Below are 17,802 nucleotides of genomic sequence, written 5' to 3' on the forward strand. Positions count from 1 at the left end.
TCTTGGCCTGTAAACATTCTTTTACTCAACAAGACCATCCCCCATATATTTAGTTAATTCTAAGTATACATAAAAGTACCCTATAGAGAGACTTTTTTTAAGTGTCTACTCTATAGGGTACATTTTAGAATGGAAAGGGAGCTATTTTGCTAGTATTCACTTAACAGTCTAAAGGCAGCCATCAGGTGTCTTTAGCAGTGTTGATTGTAGGCGTTTGTTAGGTTAGCAAGTATTTCTTCTGGCTCATGATCTTCAATATCGTCGCGAGGGATGAAATGAAGTACTTTTCCATTTTCCACAAGGGCCATAGAAGGGGAGGAAGGTTCATATCCTTCGAAGAATTCCCTCATTCTATTGGTTGCCTCACGATCTTGCCCGGCAAAGACGGTAACGGTGTTTGCTGGTACCTTTTCATTACGTAATGATTCAATGGCAGATGGACGAGCCAATCCAGCTGCGCAGCCGCATACAGAGTTTACTACTACAAGAGATGGACCCTCTGCTTTTTCCATAAATTGATCGACGTCTTCTGGAGTAGTTAGCTCCTGAAAGCCGGCGTTTGTCAGCTCATCACGCATTGGCTGCGCCATTTGCCTCATATATTCTTCATATGCGTTCATGAATGTATCCTCCTTAAACCGATTAGGAATCGGTGTTTTTTCTTGCCTGAGTCATTTGATGCCAGACAGATCCTTTTGCTTCTTCGCCGCCTTCAATACGCTGTAAGGCCATTTTTGCTTGCATCCGCACTTCAAATTCTGGATCCTCAATGGTTTCTTGTAGTGCCGGAATTGCGGTTTCATCTCCAGCTTCATATAGAAACATGGCAGCCCGCCAGCGGACTAGCTTATTTTTATCGTATAAGGATTCTATCATCTGCGGGGTAGCTTCCGCCAGCCCAATGTCTGAGATGCAATCTCCTGCCGTTCTTCGCACAGTTACTGATTTATCCTGAAGAGCCTTATACAAATAAGGGAGTACTTCAGGCTCTTCAATCATGCCTAAATATGCTGTTGCAAGTCGTCGGATAGAAGCTTTTTCATCCTCTAATGCTTTATCTAATATAGGCAAATCCTGAAATGTAGGCTTCATTCGATCAAGAGCTGCGTATCTAACCTTCCAGTCTGGGTCATCCAACGTCGATAAGGTGATAGGTTGGTTGTCCAGAGAAGAGGTCTGGTGATCTCCAGGGTCTACTTCGAATGCTCTGGAAACTAACTCCTTCAGTCGTTTCTCATCATAACTTGCCGCAAGTTCCTCTGAAACTTCTTCTCCTACTTCTTCCATCTCTCCATATCGTGGATTTTGTTCCAGCCATTGGCGCTCCATAACCATATTAGCTGATGCATTCGAAGCTTCCAATGCAGCATTCATAAACCTTTCTGGGAGACCTACTCGCTTTTCTTCCTCTCCCTTTTCGAGCTTTACCTGCATAGGAATCCCTCTGAACATTTGAATGAAGACCTTCACTTCGCCGAAACTATCGTCTTCTGTTTCTTGACTAGATTCGGAGCTATCCCCATTTATCTCTGATGTTCCAAATACTTCTCGAGCAGCTGGGAGAATTGCTTCCCATGCAAATTTCGGATTACGATCTAAGGCGATAAAGTCCATAACATGATAAAGACTTTTTACTCCTTCAATAGCAAGTAGGTGCACTACATGTTCCGGTGCATTGTCTAAATTGTCACCCTGTTTATAGTTGTGTGTTTGCCCGTCAGGTAACGTTTCACTCAAATTAATTTTCATCGAGTTGGGGCTTGGTGTTGGTTCAATCGATACAATATTCATCTAGACCCCCCTTTAAACTGATTTCTACTTGTGATTTTAACAAACTATGCCATCACATTCCATTACAATGAATGGCAGCTAAATTGTCTAACCATTATGTGGTATAAATACTCAGCATGCAACAGCCTATGTTGGGCAGCATGCTGTTATAGATCGGAAGAAAAAATCGTGTTCTGATGCTCATCAATCACTTGGCAGCAGCATTTTTATACGAATTGGAAATGTATGGACCAAAGTTAAAACATATAATCTAAGTTCTAAAAAGTCCCTGATCCACTTGAGAAATGAAAGAGTTTTATTATCATAATAGTACTTGTTAAACAGTCTGAATTAAAATCCTTCTTCTGAAAGGCATGTTTATACAAGGAAAAGGAACGGGAACAAATGGGAATAACTACTAACTTAGGAGGCAAAGGATGACAGAGAAACGCTTAAACACTTTAAAACCTGGAGAACATTATACAGCTCAAGAATTGGACAGCTTTGTAAGCACGACAGATGTTGTTCTTCTATCTAGTAACGAGAATCAGCTATTCACTGAGCCTGATAGGGAATATAAAGTTACTATGGAATTAGACGGATTCTTCGAGCATTCCTCTGAGGATGGAGAAAAGTATTTCCGTGATAAGAAAACATATGTAGTAGAAAAAGCATAACAGGATTCACTTATCAAGATAAGCGCCACGGATTTATCCCGGGCGCTTTTTTTGTTTCTATAATCAAGTAGATAGATGGGTATGACATCTACCTAACATTGAAAAATTTTTTAGGATAATATATCCCCTGTTAATAGGGGGTTACTCTATAGATTATGCTGCTAAGCATATAGAACTATGTCCTTTTTCTGATAGTTTTGAATTGATTATTTTGGCAGATTACGTTAGTATCATGTTGTATCAACTTTTTATGCAGATTGTTTACTGTGTACAAAAAATATTGTATAATTTTTGTCGGTTGTAATGAGAATAATAACCTCAAGGGTTTTTATTGTAGTTACTAAAATTATTAGGAGGGACATAATGAATAAGTGGAAAAAATGGATTCCAGCTTTATTTTTAGGAATGCTCTTATTATTAGCAGCTTGTGGCGGTGACAGCTCCGGAGAAGGAGAAAGTACAAGTGGTGATGGTAGCGGAGAAGGATCTGAGGAAAATGCAGATTCTGGTGAAAAAGGCGAAATTAACATAGGCTTAAATAACTGGGCGGAAAACGTAGCCGTCTCCAACATGTGGAAAGTTATTTTAGAGAACAAAGGATACACAGTAAACCTTACCCAGGTAGAGAAGGGTGCCCTATATACAGCACTAGAAAGTGAAGATTTAGATGTAGGATTAGAAGTTTGGTTACCAAATACGGATAAACCTTTCTATGACAAATTTAAAGATGATTTAGCTTGGCATGAGGATTGGTTCGAAGGAACTGAGTTAGGGTTATATGTACCTAGTTATATGGAAGACATCAACACGATGTCAGACCTTAAAGGCAAAGCTGATCAGTTTGACGGTAAAATCGTAGGAATTGATGCTGGATCTAGTCTTGTATCACTGACACAAGAAGCGTTACCACTATATGATTTAAAAGATAGCTATGAACTTCAGACCTCTTCTGGTCCGGTAATGACACAGGAGTTAGGGAAAGCAGTAGAGGATGAAGAACCAATTGTGGTTACGCTATGGAAGCCGCATTGGGTGTTTGCAGAATATGATGTAAAACTATTAGAAGACCCAGAAAAAGTATATGGTGAAAAGGAGAACATTAATTGGGTTTCTCGTAAAACCTTTGAGGATGATTTGCCTGAGGTAACCAAAACCTTGAACAACTGGATGATGGATGACGAAAGTCTTGGAAGCCTAATGAACATGGTAAAAGAAGAAGGCGAAGAGGCTGGAGCTAAGAAATGGGTCGAAGAAAACCAAGATAAGGTTGATGAATGGACAGCACCTCTTAGCGAATAATGCTACATTGATAAAGGTAAAGCCTGCTCTTATTAAGAGCAGGCTTATTTATTGTAGAAATCAAATTTTCGTTCCAGGTATTCCTGGAATGTAGCGATAAGAACACATAAAGGCCAATAAATAAAGGCAACGAGTAAATATAGGGTCATGGAGTCCGCTGTTCTGCCAATAACGGTTTGTGCTTTTTGAATCATTTCTGGTACAGAGATAACAGCTGCTAAAGAAGTCGCTTTTACTAGGTCCAGAAAGACATTTGTAAGAGGCGGCATCGCTACTCTTACTGCCTGAGGAACGATAATGTACCAAAGCGTCTGCCATTTACTAAACCCTAGTGCACGTGCTGATTCCCATTGCCCCTTAGAAACGCTTCCTAAGGAGGATCGAATAATTTCAGCAATATAAGCTGCGCTATTCATCCCGAATGCTATAATCGCTGCGGTGATAGCTGATAGAGTGAGACCAATAAACGGTAACCCGAAGTAAAGGATGAATAAGAATACAAGAATCGGAGTGCCTCGCATGAAAGAAATATATAGTCTTGTTGGCCATCTGAGAAACAGACTGGAAGAGGTTCTTCCTAAAGCGAGAAAGAAACCAAGTATTAAGCCAATTGCCATCCCCGCGAAAGAGATGGCAACAGTTAGAGGCAAACCTTCCAGTACTAAAGGGAGACTTTCCCAGGCAAGCTTTGGATTGAATAGCTTATCAAATTCTATTTCTTGGAAGATAGTGAATGTAAGCATAAGCTACCCTTATTCGTAATTTACTTCTTCAAAGTCGCCTTCAGGTTTTTTAGAGGCATCTTGACCATTAAAGAATTTCTTCGATATTTCTGTAAGAGTTCCATCCTCATGCAGCTCCGCAATGGCTTCATTTATTTTCTTCTGAAGCTCCTGATCCTCTTTCCCCATCATGATAGCTTGCTTAGAAGGATTCATCTTAATGTCCGGATGGAGAGTTAAATCAAATTGCGGCATCGCTTCTAGTGCTAAAGACTGTAGGTAGTAATCATTAATAATTAAATCTGTTCGCCCATTATCTACATCACGAAGGTACACATCATTCGTTGCATTACCATAAGTAACGACCTCTGCGCCATAATGCTCCGCTAGCTGGCTGTAGCCTGTGTTCGCTGCTCCCCCGGCTTTTTTACCTTTCACATCTTCAATAGACTCAATACCACTTAAGTCTTCTTCCCGAACAATCATTGTTGTATAGGAATATTTATATGGATCACTGAAGGAATATGTTTTCTTTCTTTCTTCCTTAATACCAATGTCGTTTATTGCAGCGTCAATTCGACCGCTTTTAAGTGCTGCGAAAATGCCATCAATACCGATCTCTTCAAATGTAACTTCAATATCTAATTTTTTTGCAACCTCGCGCATTACTTCAATGTCGTACCCGGTCAATTCATTGTTTTCTTCTTTATGATAGGAAGTAGGGTAAAGGGTACCAGATGTACCAACTACTATCTCGCCCTCTTCATTAATCTTATCCCAGGTCGTTTCCTTTTCTGATTCCTTGTCCGCTGCTGATTCAGAATCAGTTTCGTTGTTGCTTCCACATGCTGATAGAATAAGTACTAATGCTAGTGCAACAACAGAAACCCAATTAAAATTTTTGTGCATCTTTTATTTCCCCCTTATATCTTGATGTCAATACCTTCATTACTATAGCAAGCCAAAATAGTTATTTCAAGTACATCCGTTTATCTATTGAAAACTATTATCAATGGTAGAGAAGACAAAAAAAGAAAGGCAAGCCCATACATCAAGGGCATGCCTTTCTTTCTTTTATGCCTCGGCGTATTTTTTCATCCGCCTATCATCTTTCCTGTCTTTTACTACGAGTACCGCATGGATAGCTCCAGGAACCCAGAAGATTATGGTTAATATAAGATTTAATAACGCTTGAAATGGTCTGCCTACGAATAGGACAGCAATCGGCGGAAGAATAATCGCTAATAAATATAACATGGTGTTTAACCTCCTACTCTAAGTTGTCCATTATACCATACCCTCTCATAGGCTTTTTTAAGCTTCCAGCATTAAATTCCTCTGTATCAAGGCGTAATGGAATGTTTTATTTATATATAGTCATTTAACCAAGTGTTCCCTTTAATAAGTGAAAGACTATTATTACACTCCGGAGCTTATCCTCCCTCTCCAGGAGAGAATTGCAAAAAATTCAACCCCACCAAAAAAATCCATTATATGAATATATGTTTTATCTCTGTCAATCCAGGTTACATACATACCAGTAAACAAATTTATTCCCTTCTAAAGGAGTGGCACATATATGTCTATGGAAAAAGAATTAAAGAAACTAGAAAATTATTATGTAACAAAACCGGATGGTATTCTCACTATGTATCTAAATACCGACTTAGCCGACCCTGAACAGCAGGGAGGAGAATGGAAAATCCATTTTAAAAACGGAATGAATAACTTCGACCATTATTTAATGGAGAGTGGAGACAAAGACGAAAAGCGTAATTTCCGTGCAATTAAAGAGAAATTAGAAACCTACATTCAGGATTACGAACGTAACCTATCTAAAAGTCTGATTGTATTTGCATCAAGTGACGGGGAGCTATTCTTCGCACAGCCTGTACAAATGCCGGTGAAGACAGAGTTTTTCTGGGAGGATCATCCTGTTTTAGATCAATTACACCAACTAACAGAACAGTTCCCTAAAACTGGTGTGGTACTAGTGCAACAAGAAAACGTGAAAATACTAGAAGCCGAGCTTGGTGCTCTTCAAGATACAACCCACTATGAACTAGACCTTAATACAGAGGACTGGAGAGAAGCGACTGGACCTCACCAAGCTCAAGCTACAATGGGCAAAGGCGGTAAAAATCCTCAAAAAGAAGAATTTGAGGACCGGTTTAGAGCACACCAGCAACGTTGGTATAAGCGTTTAGCACCAACCTTGGACAAGATGGCCAAGGATCGAAATTGGCAGGAGATTTATCTAGTTGGTGCTAGAGAAGAAGCAGAAGAAATTGAATCCAATATGAATAAACCAGTTAAAGAAGTTGTTAACAAGAACTTATTAGAGCATGAAGAAACGAAAGTGTTAAATGAAGTAGTATTATAAAGGTATCGTAATAATAGTAAAAGGGACTCGATGCAACCTAGGATCGAGTCCCTTTTTATGGCTTAGAATCTATCATTTAGGACGTATTATCAACAATTCCTTTTATATTACACAACGATTCTAACTATGTTAAGATGATAATACTTATTATATAACAAAAATGAGCGAGGAGTATGACATGTATATTGTAGACTCTACCGTAGTCGTTCCTGACCATAAGGCAGATGAGCTTATTTCTATTTATCAAAATCGTTCCAGAAGCGTAGATCAGTGGCACGGATTTCGTTCGTTTCAATTACTGCAAAATGACAAAAAACCCGGAGAACTGACGGTGCATATGGAATGGGAGTCTAAAGAAGACTATCTTCAATGGGCAATGAGCGAGGAATTTCAAAAGATTCATGAATTAGAGAAGCATTATCCTGATAAGGAATTAGCTAACATTCCTCCCAAAGTATCGAAATATAAGGTAGTGGCAAAATGAAGCAGGCTTTACAAGACAAAATAGTGGAAGCTGTAGTGGCAGAAATATATGCAGCTTATCCACAATTACAGGAGGCATTTGGAGAGAGAGGTCGGCGGAAGACTATAGAGGATAACTATCACCATTTGCATCATCTTGAAACATGCTTCGAATTAAGGGACTATACATTTTTTCAGGATTATACTGCATGGCTTCAACGTGTACTGACCAGTAGAGGAGTCAGTACAGAGCTTATTATTGATAATTTTGAGAGGCTATCTCGTCATATGGAAATAGAGACAGCACTATCGAAGGAAGAGAGCACTCTATACCAGCACTATTTGGAGCAAGCTATTAGCTTTCTGCAACATCAGGGCAATAGCGAACCTCATTCGTAGCATGCAGCCATACGTGGCTCATAATGGATTAGGACAGTAGAGGAGGCAGATGATGGACCATTCGAACACGATAGCCAGACTTTTTTTGGATGGTAAGGAAGAGGAGGCCTATCATTTTTTACAAACAGCGCAAACTCCGTTCGATCGGCTGCAATCTTTTGAGCAAGTATTGACCCCTGCCATGTATTATATTGGTGAGCTATGGGAGAAAAATGAGATTACAGTTGCTGATGAACATCTTGCAACAGCCGTGTGTGATTTTCTATTATCCAAACTAGATAGTAGAGTAGAGAGTGCTGGACGCGAAGGAGACAAGAAGGTTCTGTTATTCGGAGTAGAGGAAGAGCAACATTATCTTGGTTTAAAAATGGTTGCTTCTGTATTCAGGGAGTATGGGTGGAAAGTGAGATATTTAGGACCAAACTTGCCCATAGATCATGCTAAACAGCAGATAGATGTATATAAACCAGACGTAATTGGTATTTCCGCTTCTTTATCCTATCGGCTGCCCACATTGAAAAATGTAGTGGCTTCCCTCATAAGCCTAAACTGGAAACCAACCATCTTACTCGGGGGAAGAATGACAAAGGAATATGATTTGTCAGCTATGTTTGCTAACGAAGTACTCATTATGGATGGGCTGGAAACGTTACAATATTGGCTGGAAGAGGAGCAGACGAAAATTGATGCGACTAGTTAACAATCAGATGCCATTACCGTACTTTAAGATTGATAAAAAATATCATATTATTGATTATTCTCCAGAAGCAATGGAAGCCTTCTCCTTTCAATCCTCTATCCTCGATTTTGTTGAGGAGGGGAGCAAATCAAAAGTGGAGAAATGGGTTACGCACACCGAACCTAAACACGCTATTGAATTAAATGTTGTAATGAAAGATGGAGGGATTTCCCTTGCTGATGCGTATGTGAATTGGATGAACGATTTACATGCCGAGGTTATTCTTATGGAAAAGCAAAAGCAAAATGAAGGTGTACAGAGCATGCTGCAACGTTTACAGGAACGTTTAAACGAGACAGATTTTGCTCTTTTAGAAGAGAAGGAAAAGGTAGAAGAAACGTTACGTGAAAACTATCAGTTATCTGCTCCCTGTATAAGGCTAACTAACCAAACATCCTTCGTTCCCTTGTTTGGAAATTTAAATGAGCAGAAAATGTCGTTTGTTAAAAATCAAATTCTTCATAGTGCCCACAGTAAAGAAAGTGAGCGCATGTTATTTGATTTTACTGCCGTAGGAGAAATAACATCAGAAGGCTTTACTCAGCTTCAGGATGTATTCACCAGTATTGAATATATGGGAAAATCGATAATAGTCATTGGTGTAAAGCCACCCCATGCGAGACAAATTCATCAATTTAAGATGCACACCACCACTACATTTCTCCATTCTCTAGAGCAAGCGATTCATCAATACTGCACGTAAAAAAGCCTTTATCCAGCACACTGTGGATAAAAGCTTTCTTACTTATATATCCATGAAAAGTAATAAGATAATCATCACGGTAGCAAGCCCAATTAACAGGGAAGATAAAACATACCATAGGGCTAATCGATATTGACGATTCTCTACTAGGTGAATGGTTTCTTTACTAAAGGTGGAGAACGTAGTATATGCTCCACTAAATCCAATTCCACCTAAATACCATATATGAGAAGGGATCATCTCCTTATCGTACAGAACAAATAAGATAGCTAGCAGAAGAGAACCGAAAATATTGGACATCCATGTACCAACTGGTAATTGAGCCTTTCCTGTGTTCCATTTTTGTCCCATAAGGTATCTAGCTAATGATCCCAACCCTCCGCCTAAAGCAACTAAAAGGAAATTCATACGCTTTTTCCTCCTATACGTGCCATTCTGAACCCAGCCCACGCTAAGGAAATTCCTCCAAAAATACTAAGGAAAATATATAATAGTGCCTGTCCACCTAAGCCGTTAATCCACAAATCAATCGTTTCTATGGTAAACGTAGAAAATGTAGTAAAAGCACCAAGTAACCCAGTGCCAAGCCCAATTCGAGTAGAAGTCGATAGACGGGAGGACAAGTATGGGTGTGCCATCAAATATGTTAATAAGAAGCATCCTAACCAGTTTGCCGTTAACGTTTCATAAGGGAAACGGTAAGTAGTAGATATAGACAAAGAGAGTCCATATCTAGCAATTGCTCCTAGGCAGCCTCCTACAAACACGCTGACATAAGCATTCATTCTGGTCATCCTCCTCTAGTTGCAATATTTCTTATTCTAGTTCGTTTATGCCTGTGATTGAATGCAAGCAGGACATGTGCCATATATCTCAAACTTATGATTTTCAATAGCGAAATTAGTAAGCTCTTCGCCAACCTGCTGCATCGGGCAAGCATGGACTTCTTTCGTCAAGCCACATGTTCTGCATATAAAATGATGATGGTGATCTGACACACATTTTATACGGAAATGCTTCTCTCCTTCTAGCTCTGTTTCTTCTAGGATGTCTAATTGGACAAAGAGATGAAGGTTGCGATAAATAGTATCAAAGCTAATGGTATTATAGGTTTTCCTTAACTCAGATAACAGATCCTTAGCTGTACGATACCCATCTTGTTCCTCAAAGTAATGGAGTATATCCTCCCTCTTACCTGTGTACTTATACCCCGCTTGCTTTAATATATCGATCCCGTGCTTTCTATTCATGAGGTCACCTTCTTTAAGGAAAGTTGTTTTACCTTTCGTACGCTCAAAGTGATAATGAGAATAAGAATGGCTGTTATTACTATCGTACCACCAGGTGGTATTTCAAAGTAATAGCCAGTAACTAATCCTGTTACAACGGAAATTTCGCCAAATATAATAGAATACAGTATAGACTGTTTGAATCCTTTAGCTATACGGATGCTGGCAGCAACTGGTAAAGTCATGAGTGCTGAAACGAGTAATACTCCGACAATCCGGATGGAGGCTGCAATAACAAGTGCTGTTAAAATAATAAATAGAAAATGAATTCTTCTTGCATGAATACCTGAAACAACCGCATGTTCTTCGTCGAAGGAAAGCATAAATAACTCTTTAAAGAACATGATAACTAGTAGTACAACTAAAATGGATACTCCTAATATAGTCCACAAATCCTGACGGCTTACGGCGGATACAGAGCCAAAAAGATAATTAAATAAGTCTGTATTAAACCCATCTGCAATGGAAATAAATATAGCGCTTAGACCTACCCCTCCTGATAAAATAATAGGGATAGCCAACTCTTGATAGGCTTTATATACCCTCCGCAGTTGTTCAATGAATATAGATCCTAATACAGAAAACCCCATCCCTGTATAAAATGGAGTAAGAGCAAAGCCACCCATCTTCTTATCTAGCATTAGGCCAAATGCGATTCCTGACAACGTTACATGGGACAAAGCATCAGCAAGCATGGACAGTCTTCTAACTACAACAAATGTACCTAATAAAGGTGCAATTAATCCTACTAATAGCGCTGTGAAAAATGCGTTTTGTAAAAATTCATACTGCAAAAAGCTTGAAATCATAGTGGGCCTCCTAGTGCTCGTGCTTGACGATGTTTACCTCATGTCCGTATATATGAGAAAAATCATGATCATTTAATTGATTAAAGGATTCGGTGTCTCCATGAAAGTGTATATGTTTATTTAGACAAGCTATATCGGTTGCATAAGAAGTCATAGTGCCGGTGTCATGCGTAACAAGGAGCAAGGTAATTCCTTTATTGTAATTTAATTCAGCGAGCATTTCATAAAAACGCTGAACGTTCTCAGAGTCTACTCCAACAGTGGGTTCGTCTAAGATAAGAAATTCCGGTTCGCTCACAAGTGCTCTCGCAATAAACACTCGTTGTTGCTGTCCCCCAGATAAATCCCCTACATTTTGATGCATATAGGCCGACATATCAACTAAGTCTATTGCTTCTTTAATTTTATGCTCATGTTGTTTCTTGAAGAAACGAAGGTATCCAACTTTTGAAGTTAAACCCATAGACACTACTTCATATACCGTGGCAGGAAATCCACTATTAAAGCTATTCGCTTTCTGAGAGACAAACCCGATTTTGTCCCAATTTTTAAATTTCTCAATAGGTGTGCCGAACAGGTGAATAGAGCCCTGTTTATAGGGTAATAAGCTAAGGATGATTTTAATTAATGTAGTCTTACCAGACCCGTTTGGTCCAACCAAGCCTACAAAGCTTCCTTTTTCAATAGTGAAGTCGATGTTTTCTAGTACTCTTTTTTCCTGGTATGCATAGGATAAATCCCTTATGGTTAATATCGAGTCTTTTTCCATGCTGGTACCTCCTTTATTAAAACAACTACAGTTACAGAACGCTTCATAATGGAACTATGTAATTCTACCGTAATCATTCCGGTTTGTAAATAAGAATCGTTCCGATTTATGTCCGGAACGTTTATTGTTCTTTTGGGATATGTGTGAATAGGAGGAAACTTATTCGTATCAGGATTTGCTAGAAAAGCAGTAGATGTTAGGTTGATTTTTATAGCGGGTGCTAATGAATGACTTGGCTGCAAGTAGGTCCGATTGGTTTAGTAAAGCAAGGTTTGGCCAGCTTTTGTTCAATACGATGTGGGGTTGAAGTGAAGCAAAGCAGAGCAATTTCCCACTAATCAACTCGTCTTTTCCGCAAGGGTATTTAACACTTTACATTCAATTTTCCTGATAGAGGAAATCGTGGACATGCCATTTCACTTTTAGCTAAGCGGATTAATTTAAGGAAGAGAGTGGGAATGGGAACAACCAAATTAATACTAATGCGAGCGGAACGGAGAGTATGATGGCAATGAATGGACGTTTGAAATGGACAATCAGCATCGTAAACATGAGCAGGTTAAACCAAAAAGAATGGAATAAACTCCAGCCATGATCATAGACAAACATATCCCATAACGAACTAACCCACTCGAGTGCAGTAAAACACACACTCCAGGCGAGTACATACATTACAGCTGGAAAAAGGTGGTTTGGGAAGTAGCCGATAAATATAGTAATAGCGATAGGCATTACTATAAATGTAAAGGCTAATTCAATAAAAGTATGATTCAAAAAGGACAAGCTTTTACCCTTATAGGACCACAACACATAATCATAATAAAGAAAGTTGTACACGAGATTTAAAAGAATGTAATACTGCACAGTTGTGTATGCTTGATGAATATATTCCTTGTTTAAGAGAAAGAAACCTGTGACGACCCACACGAATATAATTCCAATTACATACATAGCAACTGCTCCTTGTTTTTATAGGAATAATCACCATAAATTACATAAAAAATACATGTAGAGTTCAGGGAGCGATAGAAAAGGTGCTAACTACCTATTTCCTTTTACGAATCCATAAATAAATAGCCATTGATAGATAGGTGCCATGTAAAAGAAGTAAAAAATACAGTACTTTCATAGACGACTCCTTACTTCAGCTTGTCCAGTGGAATGGGGAAAAACTGAATTAACACGATTGTTATGATGATGGACATCAAAAAAGCCACCATAGGTTTAAGGAAGTGAAGCCTTATCATGAAGAACATTAGAACATTAAACCATAAGGAATCTAGTACCCCCCACCCGTTATCGTACACAAACATATTCATTCTATAAAAAAGGAATTCAATAAAGGTAAAGAATACGACCCACCAGCCCAAGTACCAAATCTGATGCCCTCTGGAGACTGGAAAGTATTTCAGGTACACTACCACTGCAATAGGAAGAATGATAAACGTAAAGGAGAGTTCAATAAAGGTGTGGTTTAGGACAGGTGTGGTAATTGCCTGATATTCCCACAATGTATGATTATAATAAAGAAAATTATAGACTAAATTGAAAATGATGAAATATTGTACGGTTTGATATGTTTGTTGAATGATAGCTTTATCAAGGAAAATGAGTGCAAATAATATCCAAACCATTACAACCATTAATAAGTACATGAATTTGCCCCCTTAACTCCCTTTTCTTCCCATTTAATTAGTATGGACATGCATAAGCAGGTAAATACCCATAATGCTGAAATGCAAAGGGGGAAGGGGAAGCTTTCGTCTACATTTATGTTTCACTTATACCAACAAGGGTATGCTGTTACAGAAACCAAGGTTAGGAGGGTTAGAGTGTTTCATTATACTGTAGAAACATCTAAATCTGTGCAGGTTGCAGTACAGGACGTTCAAGAAGAGCTTCAAAAAGAAAAGTTTGGTGTTCTTTGGGATTTTGACGTGCAAGATACGCTGCAGCAAAAGGGCTATGAATTTACAGATTCCTACCGCATTTTAGAAGTTTGTAATCCAGGAGAAGCTAAGCGTGTGCTGGAGCAACAGCCTCTGGTAAGTTATTTTCTTCCTTGTAAAGTAGTTGTATATGAAGAGGATGGAGTGACAAAGATCGGAATGCCTAAACCTACAGCACTGTTTAACTTACTGGAGGATGAAGCGATTCAGGCTATTGGTAGAGATATAGAAGAAAGAATGACATCATGCTTAAATAAAGCTTGCTAACGTATGAAAAAAATCGTCACTACTGGTGGCGATTTTTATATACCCCCTAATTATAAAGTGTATATATATTGTTAAACATATACATATCAATTAGTTGACTAAATATACATAACGGGGGTATAGTAAATATAACAAATAAAACAGGAGAGTGACTATAATGGATGAAGAGCTACTTCCAGAGAATAGTGGCAAACAGCCTGTACAACCTAGAACGGACCAAGAAAAGGAACAGGTGCTTAATCGCCTTAAACGAATAGAAGGTCAAGTAAGAGGCATTCAGAAAATGATTGAAGAGGATCGATATTGTGTCGATGTATTAGTTCAAATATCGGCTATTAATGCAGCTCTTAAGAAAGTTGGCTTTTCCTTAATGGAACGCCACACTAATCATTGTGTTGCTGATGCCATTCATAAAGGGAACGGGGAAGAAGCTATCGATGAATTAATGAAGGTAATGCAGCAGTTCTCCAAATCTTAAGGAGGGGATACCATGAACCATTCTAAAGATATGAAAATAGGTGTAACTGGCATGACTTGCGCAGCATGCTCCACTCGTATTGAAAAAGTGTTAAACAAGATGGATGGAGTAGAGGCGCAAGTAAACCTGACCATGGAAAATGCACACGTTAGGTACGATACAGACCAAGTGCAGCCAGAGGATATAAAAGAAAGAATTGAAAAATTGGGATACGGCGTAGAGGAAGAAAAGCTTGAATTGGATATACAGGGTATGACTTGTGCAGCATGCTCCACCCGTATTGAAAAAGTGTTAAACAAAATGGATGGAGTTCAACATGCGACTGTTAACCTTGCTAACGAGACCGGGCAAATATCGTATTATCCAGGCCTTACCAATAGCTCTGAAATGATACAGAGAATTCAGAAGCTTGGATACGATGCTTCTGAACGTCAAGATAGAGAAGCAAAGCAGAATCAAAAAGAGAAACAATTACAACAAAAACGGTTAACATTAGCGGTCTCCGTGCTTCTATCCTTCCCCTTGCTTTATACGATGGTAGGACATTTGTTTGGTTTATATGTGCCAGCCTTGCTCATGAACCCGTGGTTTCAAATGCTACTGGCAACGCCTATACAATTTGTAATTGGTTGGCCTTTTTATAGGGGTGCGTATAAAAACCTAAGAAATAAAACCGCAAATATGGATGTGCTCGTCGCCCTTGGTACTAGCGCTGCTTACTTTTATAGTGTGGCAGAAGCAATAAGAACAATCGGTCAACCTACTTATGAGCCTGAGCTTTACTTTGAAACAAGCGCCATTCTAATAACATTAATATTACTAGGGAAATACTTCGAAGCCCTTGCCAAAGGGAGAACAACACAAGCTATCTCCTCCCTCATGCAGCTTCAGGCTAAAGAAGCCGTAGTTATCCGCGATGGAGAAGAGGTGCGCCTGCCTATTGAGCAGGTGGCTGCAGGAGATACTCTACTCGTTCGCCCAGGTGAGAAAATACCCGTAGATGGTGTGGTTACAAGAGGTCAATCTTCGGTAGATGAATCTATGATTACAGGGGAGTCTATTCCAGTCGACAAGAAAGCTGGGGAACGAGTCATTGGTTCTACGATTAATAAAAATGGCACGGTATATATAGAAGCAGTCCACGTCGGCGAGGATACTGCTTTAGCAAATATAGTTAAAGTGGTAGAAGAAGCACAAGGCTCTAAGGCACCTATTCAACGGATGGCTGATATCATCTCTGGTATATTCGTACCTATTGTTGTAGGAATTTCGTTGGTGACATTTATGATATGGATTATGTTCGTTTCTCCCGGTAATATTGCCTTAGCACTAGAGGCAACCATTGCAGTTCTCGTTATAGCATGTCCTTGTGCTTTAGGTCTTGCTACACCAACATCTATAATGGTGGGAACTGGGAAAGCTGCAGAATCGGGTATTCTATTTAAAGGTGGAGAATATTTAGAAGCCACTCGAGACATTGATACCATTGTGTTTGATAAAACTGGTACGATCACAAATGGAGAACCGGTGGTAACAGATGTCCTGGGGGACGAGGAGATATTAACCTATGTGGTTAGTGCAGAACGTTCCTCAGAGCATCCACTAGCACAGGCAATTGTTCAATATGGAAACGATAAAGAAATACCATTTATCGAACCAGCTTACTTTGAAGCAATCCCTGGCCATGGCATTAAAGCAGAAATAAATGAAAAAACAGTATTAATTGGCACAAGAAAGTTATTATCTGACCATAATGTGGAATACAAAGAATATAATACACAGCTTGAACAATTGGAGCAGCAAGGTAAAACAGCAATGCTGATCAGTATCGCTCACCAATCAAAGGGTATTATTGCGGTTGCCGATACGGTGAAGGACGATGCGGCAGACGCCCTGCAACAGTTGAAAAATAAACAGGTGGAACTTGTCATGCTGACTGGTGATAATGAGCGAACAGCTCAATCTATAGCTAAGCAAGTCGGCATTGATCGAGTAATTGCTGGTGTTGTTCCAGAGGAAAAGGCTGATGTCATTAAACAGCTGCAGAACCAACAGAAGAAAGTAGCTATGGTAGGAGATGGCATAAATGATGCTCCAGCATTGGCAACAGCCGATATTGGTATTGCCATCGGTACAGGAACAGATGTAGCAATGGAAGCTGCAGACGTTACCATATTAGGCGGAGATCTGACTCTAATTGATAAAGCACTGACTATTAGTGAATGGACTATGAGAAATATTCGTCAAAATCTCTTTTGGGCCTTGGCGTATAATAGTGCTGGTATTCCAGTCGCTGCACTTGGCCTACTGGCTCCGTGGATAGCAGGAGCTGCCATGGCTTTCAGTTCTGTAAGTGTAGTTACCAACTCCCTTCGGCTGAAGCGAGTGAAACTCTAAATAGATAGAAAGGATGTAAAAAATGGAAATAACACTTAGTGTACACGGAATGACATGTGATCATTGTGAAAAAGCAGTAAAAGGTGCTATTGAAGAATTAAATGGTATTCAAGGCGTGGAAGTATCGGTGAATACCAACAAAGTAACGGTCATTTATGATGATGTATATGTTTCCAAGCAGCAAATTGAATCAGCTATTGAAGAACAAGGGTACGATGTTGTTGTAAATTAATGTAAAAACGCCAAATCGATTTCGATTTGGCGTTTTTTTTAAAAAAGACGACCGTTCATTTGTAAGTCTTATTATTCCATGAAAATTATAGGGAGTAGGGAATCCCTTAAGTACAAAATGTTAATTCATATAAGGAAGCTGATTGGAATACCCGCTAAATTGCTGATAGGATTGCTGTAATTTTTGTTGATCTGCTGCCTCAATACCATACCAGCCATTCTTAAACATTAAATTGTACATATGACGCTGACAATCCTGGGACTCGGTGAAAAGAGCCATTACATCCTGGTAAAGATGTTGGCAGCTAGCCTCGTTTAATGCTGTACAATAGGCGTCCGTCATGTATTTTTCCATGGCTAGCATATCATTTACAAAATCCCTCTCATTCATTTGAGGGTTTTTTGGAACGTTCGTTTCCGGATTTTGTACTTTTTGATTCTGGTTCATCCGATGCACTC

At 39.2% G+C, this 17,802-nt stretch carries 24 protein-coding genes; 11 read left to right on the forward strand and 13 right to left on the reverse strand.

Going from position 1 to position 17,802, the window contains the following annotated elements; translation table 11 throughout:
- Positions 1-191 precede the first annotated feature (191 nt).
- On the reverse strand, positions 192-620 hold the full coding sequence (locus tag ACFFGV_RS09535) for a BrxA/BrxB family bacilliredoxin (protein ID WP_377347093.1): 429 nt from the start codon (positions 618-620) through the stop codon (positions 192-194).
- 22 nt (positions 621-642) lie between these two features.
- Positions 643-1,791, reverse strand: coding sequence for a conserved virulence factor C family protein (locus tag ACFFGV_RS09540; protein ID WP_377347095.1), 1,149 nt, complete (start codon positions 1,789-1,791; stop codon positions 643-645).
- Between the two features lie 416 nt (positions 1,792-2,207).
- Between ACFFGV_RS09540 and ACFFGV_RS09545 the strand changes: the two genes are divergently transcribed.
- The gene (locus ACFFGV_RS09545; RefSeq protein ID WP_377347097.1) at positions 2,208-2,447 is read left to right on the forward strand and encodes a hypothetical protein; all 240 of its coding nucleotides are present in this window, start codon (positions 2,208-2,210) and stop codon (positions 2,445-2,447) included.
- A 363-nt stretch (positions 2,448-2,810) separates the two neighbouring features.
- Positions 2,811-3,746: a glycine betaine ABC transporter substrate-binding protein gene (locus ACFFGV_RS09550; protein ID WP_377347099.1), complete on the forward strand. Its 936-nt coding sequence runs from the start codon at positions 2,811-2,813 to the stop codon at positions 3,744-3,746.
- Positions 3,747-3,790: 44 nt separating this feature from the next.
- Here ACFFGV_RS09550 and ACFFGV_RS09555 read toward each other — a convergent pair whose 3' ends face one another.
- The 3 genes from ACFFGV_RS09555 to ACFFGV_RS09565 form a co-directional block, all read right to left on the reverse strand.
- Positions 3,791-4,489, reverse strand: coding sequence for an amino acid ABC transporter permease (locus ACFFGV_RS09555; protein WP_377347101.1), 699 nt, complete (start codon positions 4,487-4,489; stop codon positions 3,791-3,793).
- Between the two features lie 9 nt (positions 4,490-4,498).
- Complete coding sequence (locus tag ACFFGV_RS09560; RefSeq protein ID WP_377347103.1) at positions 4,499-5,377, reverse strand: transporter substrate-binding domain-containing protein; 879 nt, start codon at positions 5,375-5,377, stop codon at positions 4,499-4,501.
- 165 nt (positions 5,378-5,542) lie between these two features.
- The gene (locus ACFFGV_RS09565; protein WP_377347105.1) at positions 5,543-5,725 is read right to left on the reverse strand and encodes a YqaE/Pmp3 family membrane protein; all 183 of its coding nucleotides are present in this window, start codon (positions 5,723-5,725) and stop codon (positions 5,543-5,545) included.
- A 322-nt stretch (positions 5,726-6,047) separates the two neighbouring features.
- On the opposite strand from ACFFGV_RS09565, the gene ACFFGV_RS09570 reads away from it, so the two are divergent.
- The 5 genes from ACFFGV_RS09570 to ACFFGV_RS09590 all read left to right on the forward strand — a co-directional run bounded on the left by ACFFGV_RS09570 (position 6,048) and on the right by ACFFGV_RS09590 (position 9,154).
- Complete coding sequence (locus tag ACFFGV_RS09570; protein WP_377347107.1) at positions 6,048-6,851, forward strand: VLRF1 family aeRF1-type release factor; 804 nt, start codon at positions 6,048-6,050, stop codon at positions 6,849-6,851.
- A 178-nt stretch (positions 6,852-7,029) separates the two neighbouring features.
- Complete coding sequence (locus ACFFGV_RS09575) at positions 7,030-7,335, forward strand: antibiotic biosynthesis monooxygenase family protein (protein WP_377347110.1); 306 nt, start codon at positions 7,030-7,032, stop codon at positions 7,333-7,335.
- Entirely contained in the window at positions 7,332-7,712 is a 381-nt protein-coding gene (locus tag ACFFGV_RS09580) for a hypothetical protein (RefSeq protein ID WP_377347111.1), read from the forward strand. The genes ACFFGV_RS09575 and ACFFGV_RS09580 overlap by 4 nt, the downstream gene beginning before the upstream one ends.
- A 52-nt stretch (positions 7,713-7,764) precedes the next feature.
- The gene (locus ACFFGV_RS09585; RefSeq protein WP_377347113.1) at positions 7,765-8,412 is read left to right on the forward strand and encodes a cobalamin B12-binding domain-containing protein; all 648 of its coding nucleotides are present in this window, start codon (positions 7,765-7,767) and stop codon (positions 8,410-8,412) included.
- Entirely contained in the window at positions 8,396-9,154 is a 759-nt protein-coding gene (locus tag ACFFGV_RS09590) for an STAS domain-containing protein (RefSeq protein ID WP_377347115.1), read from the forward strand. The genes ACFFGV_RS09585 and ACFFGV_RS09590 overlap by 17 nt, the downstream gene beginning before the upstream one ends.
- Before the next feature lie 42 nt (positions 9,155-9,196).
- Here ACFFGV_RS09590 and crcB (ACFFGV_RS09595) read toward each other — a convergent pair whose 3' ends face one another.
- The 7 genes from crcB (ACFFGV_RS09595) to ACFFGV_RS09625 form a co-directional block, all read right to left on the reverse strand.
- On the reverse strand, positions 9,197-9,562 hold the full coding sequence (gene crcB / locus ACFFGV_RS09595) for a fluoride efflux transporter CrcB (RefSeq protein WP_377347118.1): 366 nt from the start codon (positions 9,560-9,562) through the stop codon (positions 9,197-9,199).
- Entirely contained in the window at positions 9,559-9,939 is a 381-nt protein-coding gene (gene crcB, locus ACFFGV_RS09600) for a fluoride efflux transporter CrcB (protein WP_377347120.1), read from the reverse strand. Before crcB (ACFFGV_RS09600) ends, crcB (ACFFGV_RS09595) begins: the two co-directional genes overlap by 4 nt.
- 45 nt (positions 9,940-9,984) lie before the next feature.
- Complete coding sequence (locus tag ACFFGV_RS09605) at positions 9,985-10,404, reverse strand: Fur family transcriptional regulator (protein WP_377347123.1); 420 nt, start codon at positions 10,402-10,404, stop codon at positions 9,985-9,987.
- Positions 10,401-11,252 (reverse strand): metal ABC transporter permease, encoded by an 852-nt coding sequence (locus ACFFGV_RS09610; protein ID WP_377347125.1) that lies wholly within the window; start codon positions 11,250-11,252, stop codon positions 10,401-10,403. The genes ACFFGV_RS09605 and ACFFGV_RS09610 overlap by 4 nt, the downstream gene beginning before the upstream one ends.
- 10 nt (positions 11,253-11,262) lie before the next feature.
- Entirely contained in the window at positions 11,263-12,021 is a 759-nt protein-coding gene (locus ACFFGV_RS09615) for a metal ABC transporter ATP-binding protein (protein ID WP_377347127.1), read from the reverse strand.
- A gap of 435 nt (positions 12,022-12,456) precedes the next feature.
- Positions 12,457-12,972, reverse strand: coding sequence for a CBO0543 family protein (locus tag ACFFGV_RS09620; RefSeq protein ID WP_377347129.1), 516 nt, complete (start codon positions 12,970-12,972; stop codon positions 12,457-12,459).
- 188 nt (positions 12,973-13,160) lie between these two features.
- Positions 13,161-13,676, reverse strand: a complete 516-nt coding sequence (locus ACFFGV_RS09625; protein WP_377347131.1) for a CBO0543 family protein — start codon at positions 13,674-13,676, stop codon at positions 13,161-13,163.
- Between the two features lie 177 nt (positions 13,677-13,853).
- Between ACFFGV_RS09625 and ACFFGV_RS09630 the strand changes: the two genes are divergently transcribed.
- The 4 genes from ACFFGV_RS09630 to ACFFGV_RS09645 all read left to right on the forward strand — a co-directional run bounded on the left by ACFFGV_RS09630 (position 13,854) and on the right by ACFFGV_RS09645 (position 17,344).
- Positions 13,854-14,237: a DUF302 domain-containing protein gene (locus tag ACFFGV_RS09630; RefSeq protein WP_377347133.1), complete on the forward strand. Its 384-nt coding sequence runs from the start codon at positions 13,854-13,856 to the stop codon at positions 14,235-14,237.
- Positions 14,238-14,394: 157 nt separating this feature from the next.
- The gene (locus ACFFGV_RS09635; protein ID WP_377347135.1) at positions 14,395-14,715 is read left to right on the forward strand and encodes a metal-sensing transcriptional repressor; all 321 of its coding nucleotides are present in this window, start codon (positions 14,395-14,397) and stop codon (positions 14,713-14,715) included.
- Between the two features lie 12 nt (positions 14,716-14,727).
- The gene (locus ACFFGV_RS09640) at positions 14,728-17,112 is read left to right on the forward strand and encodes a heavy metal translocating P-type ATPase (protein WP_377347137.1); all 2,385 of its coding nucleotides are present in this window, start codon (positions 14,728-14,730) and stop codon (positions 17,110-17,112) included.
- A gap of 22 nt (positions 17,113-17,134) precedes the next feature.
- Positions 17,135-17,344: a copper ion binding protein gene (locus tag ACFFGV_RS09645; protein ID WP_377347139.1), complete on the forward strand. Its 210-nt coding sequence runs from the start codon at positions 17,135-17,137 to the stop codon at positions 17,342-17,344.
- Positions 17,345-17,464: 120 nt separating this feature from the next.
- On the opposite strand, the gene ACFFGV_RS09650 is transcribed toward ACFFGV_RS09645, so the two are convergent.
- Positions 17,465-17,791, reverse strand: a complete 327-nt coding sequence (locus ACFFGV_RS09650; protein ID WP_377347141.1) for a spore coat protein — start codon at positions 17,789-17,791, stop codon at positions 17,465-17,467.
- Positions 17,792-17,802 lie beyond the last annotated feature (11 nt).

The organism is Pontibacillus salicampi, assembly GCF_042434395.1.
GTDB lineage: Bacteria > Bacillota > Bacilli > Bacillales > BH030062 > Pontibacillus > Pontibacillus salicampi.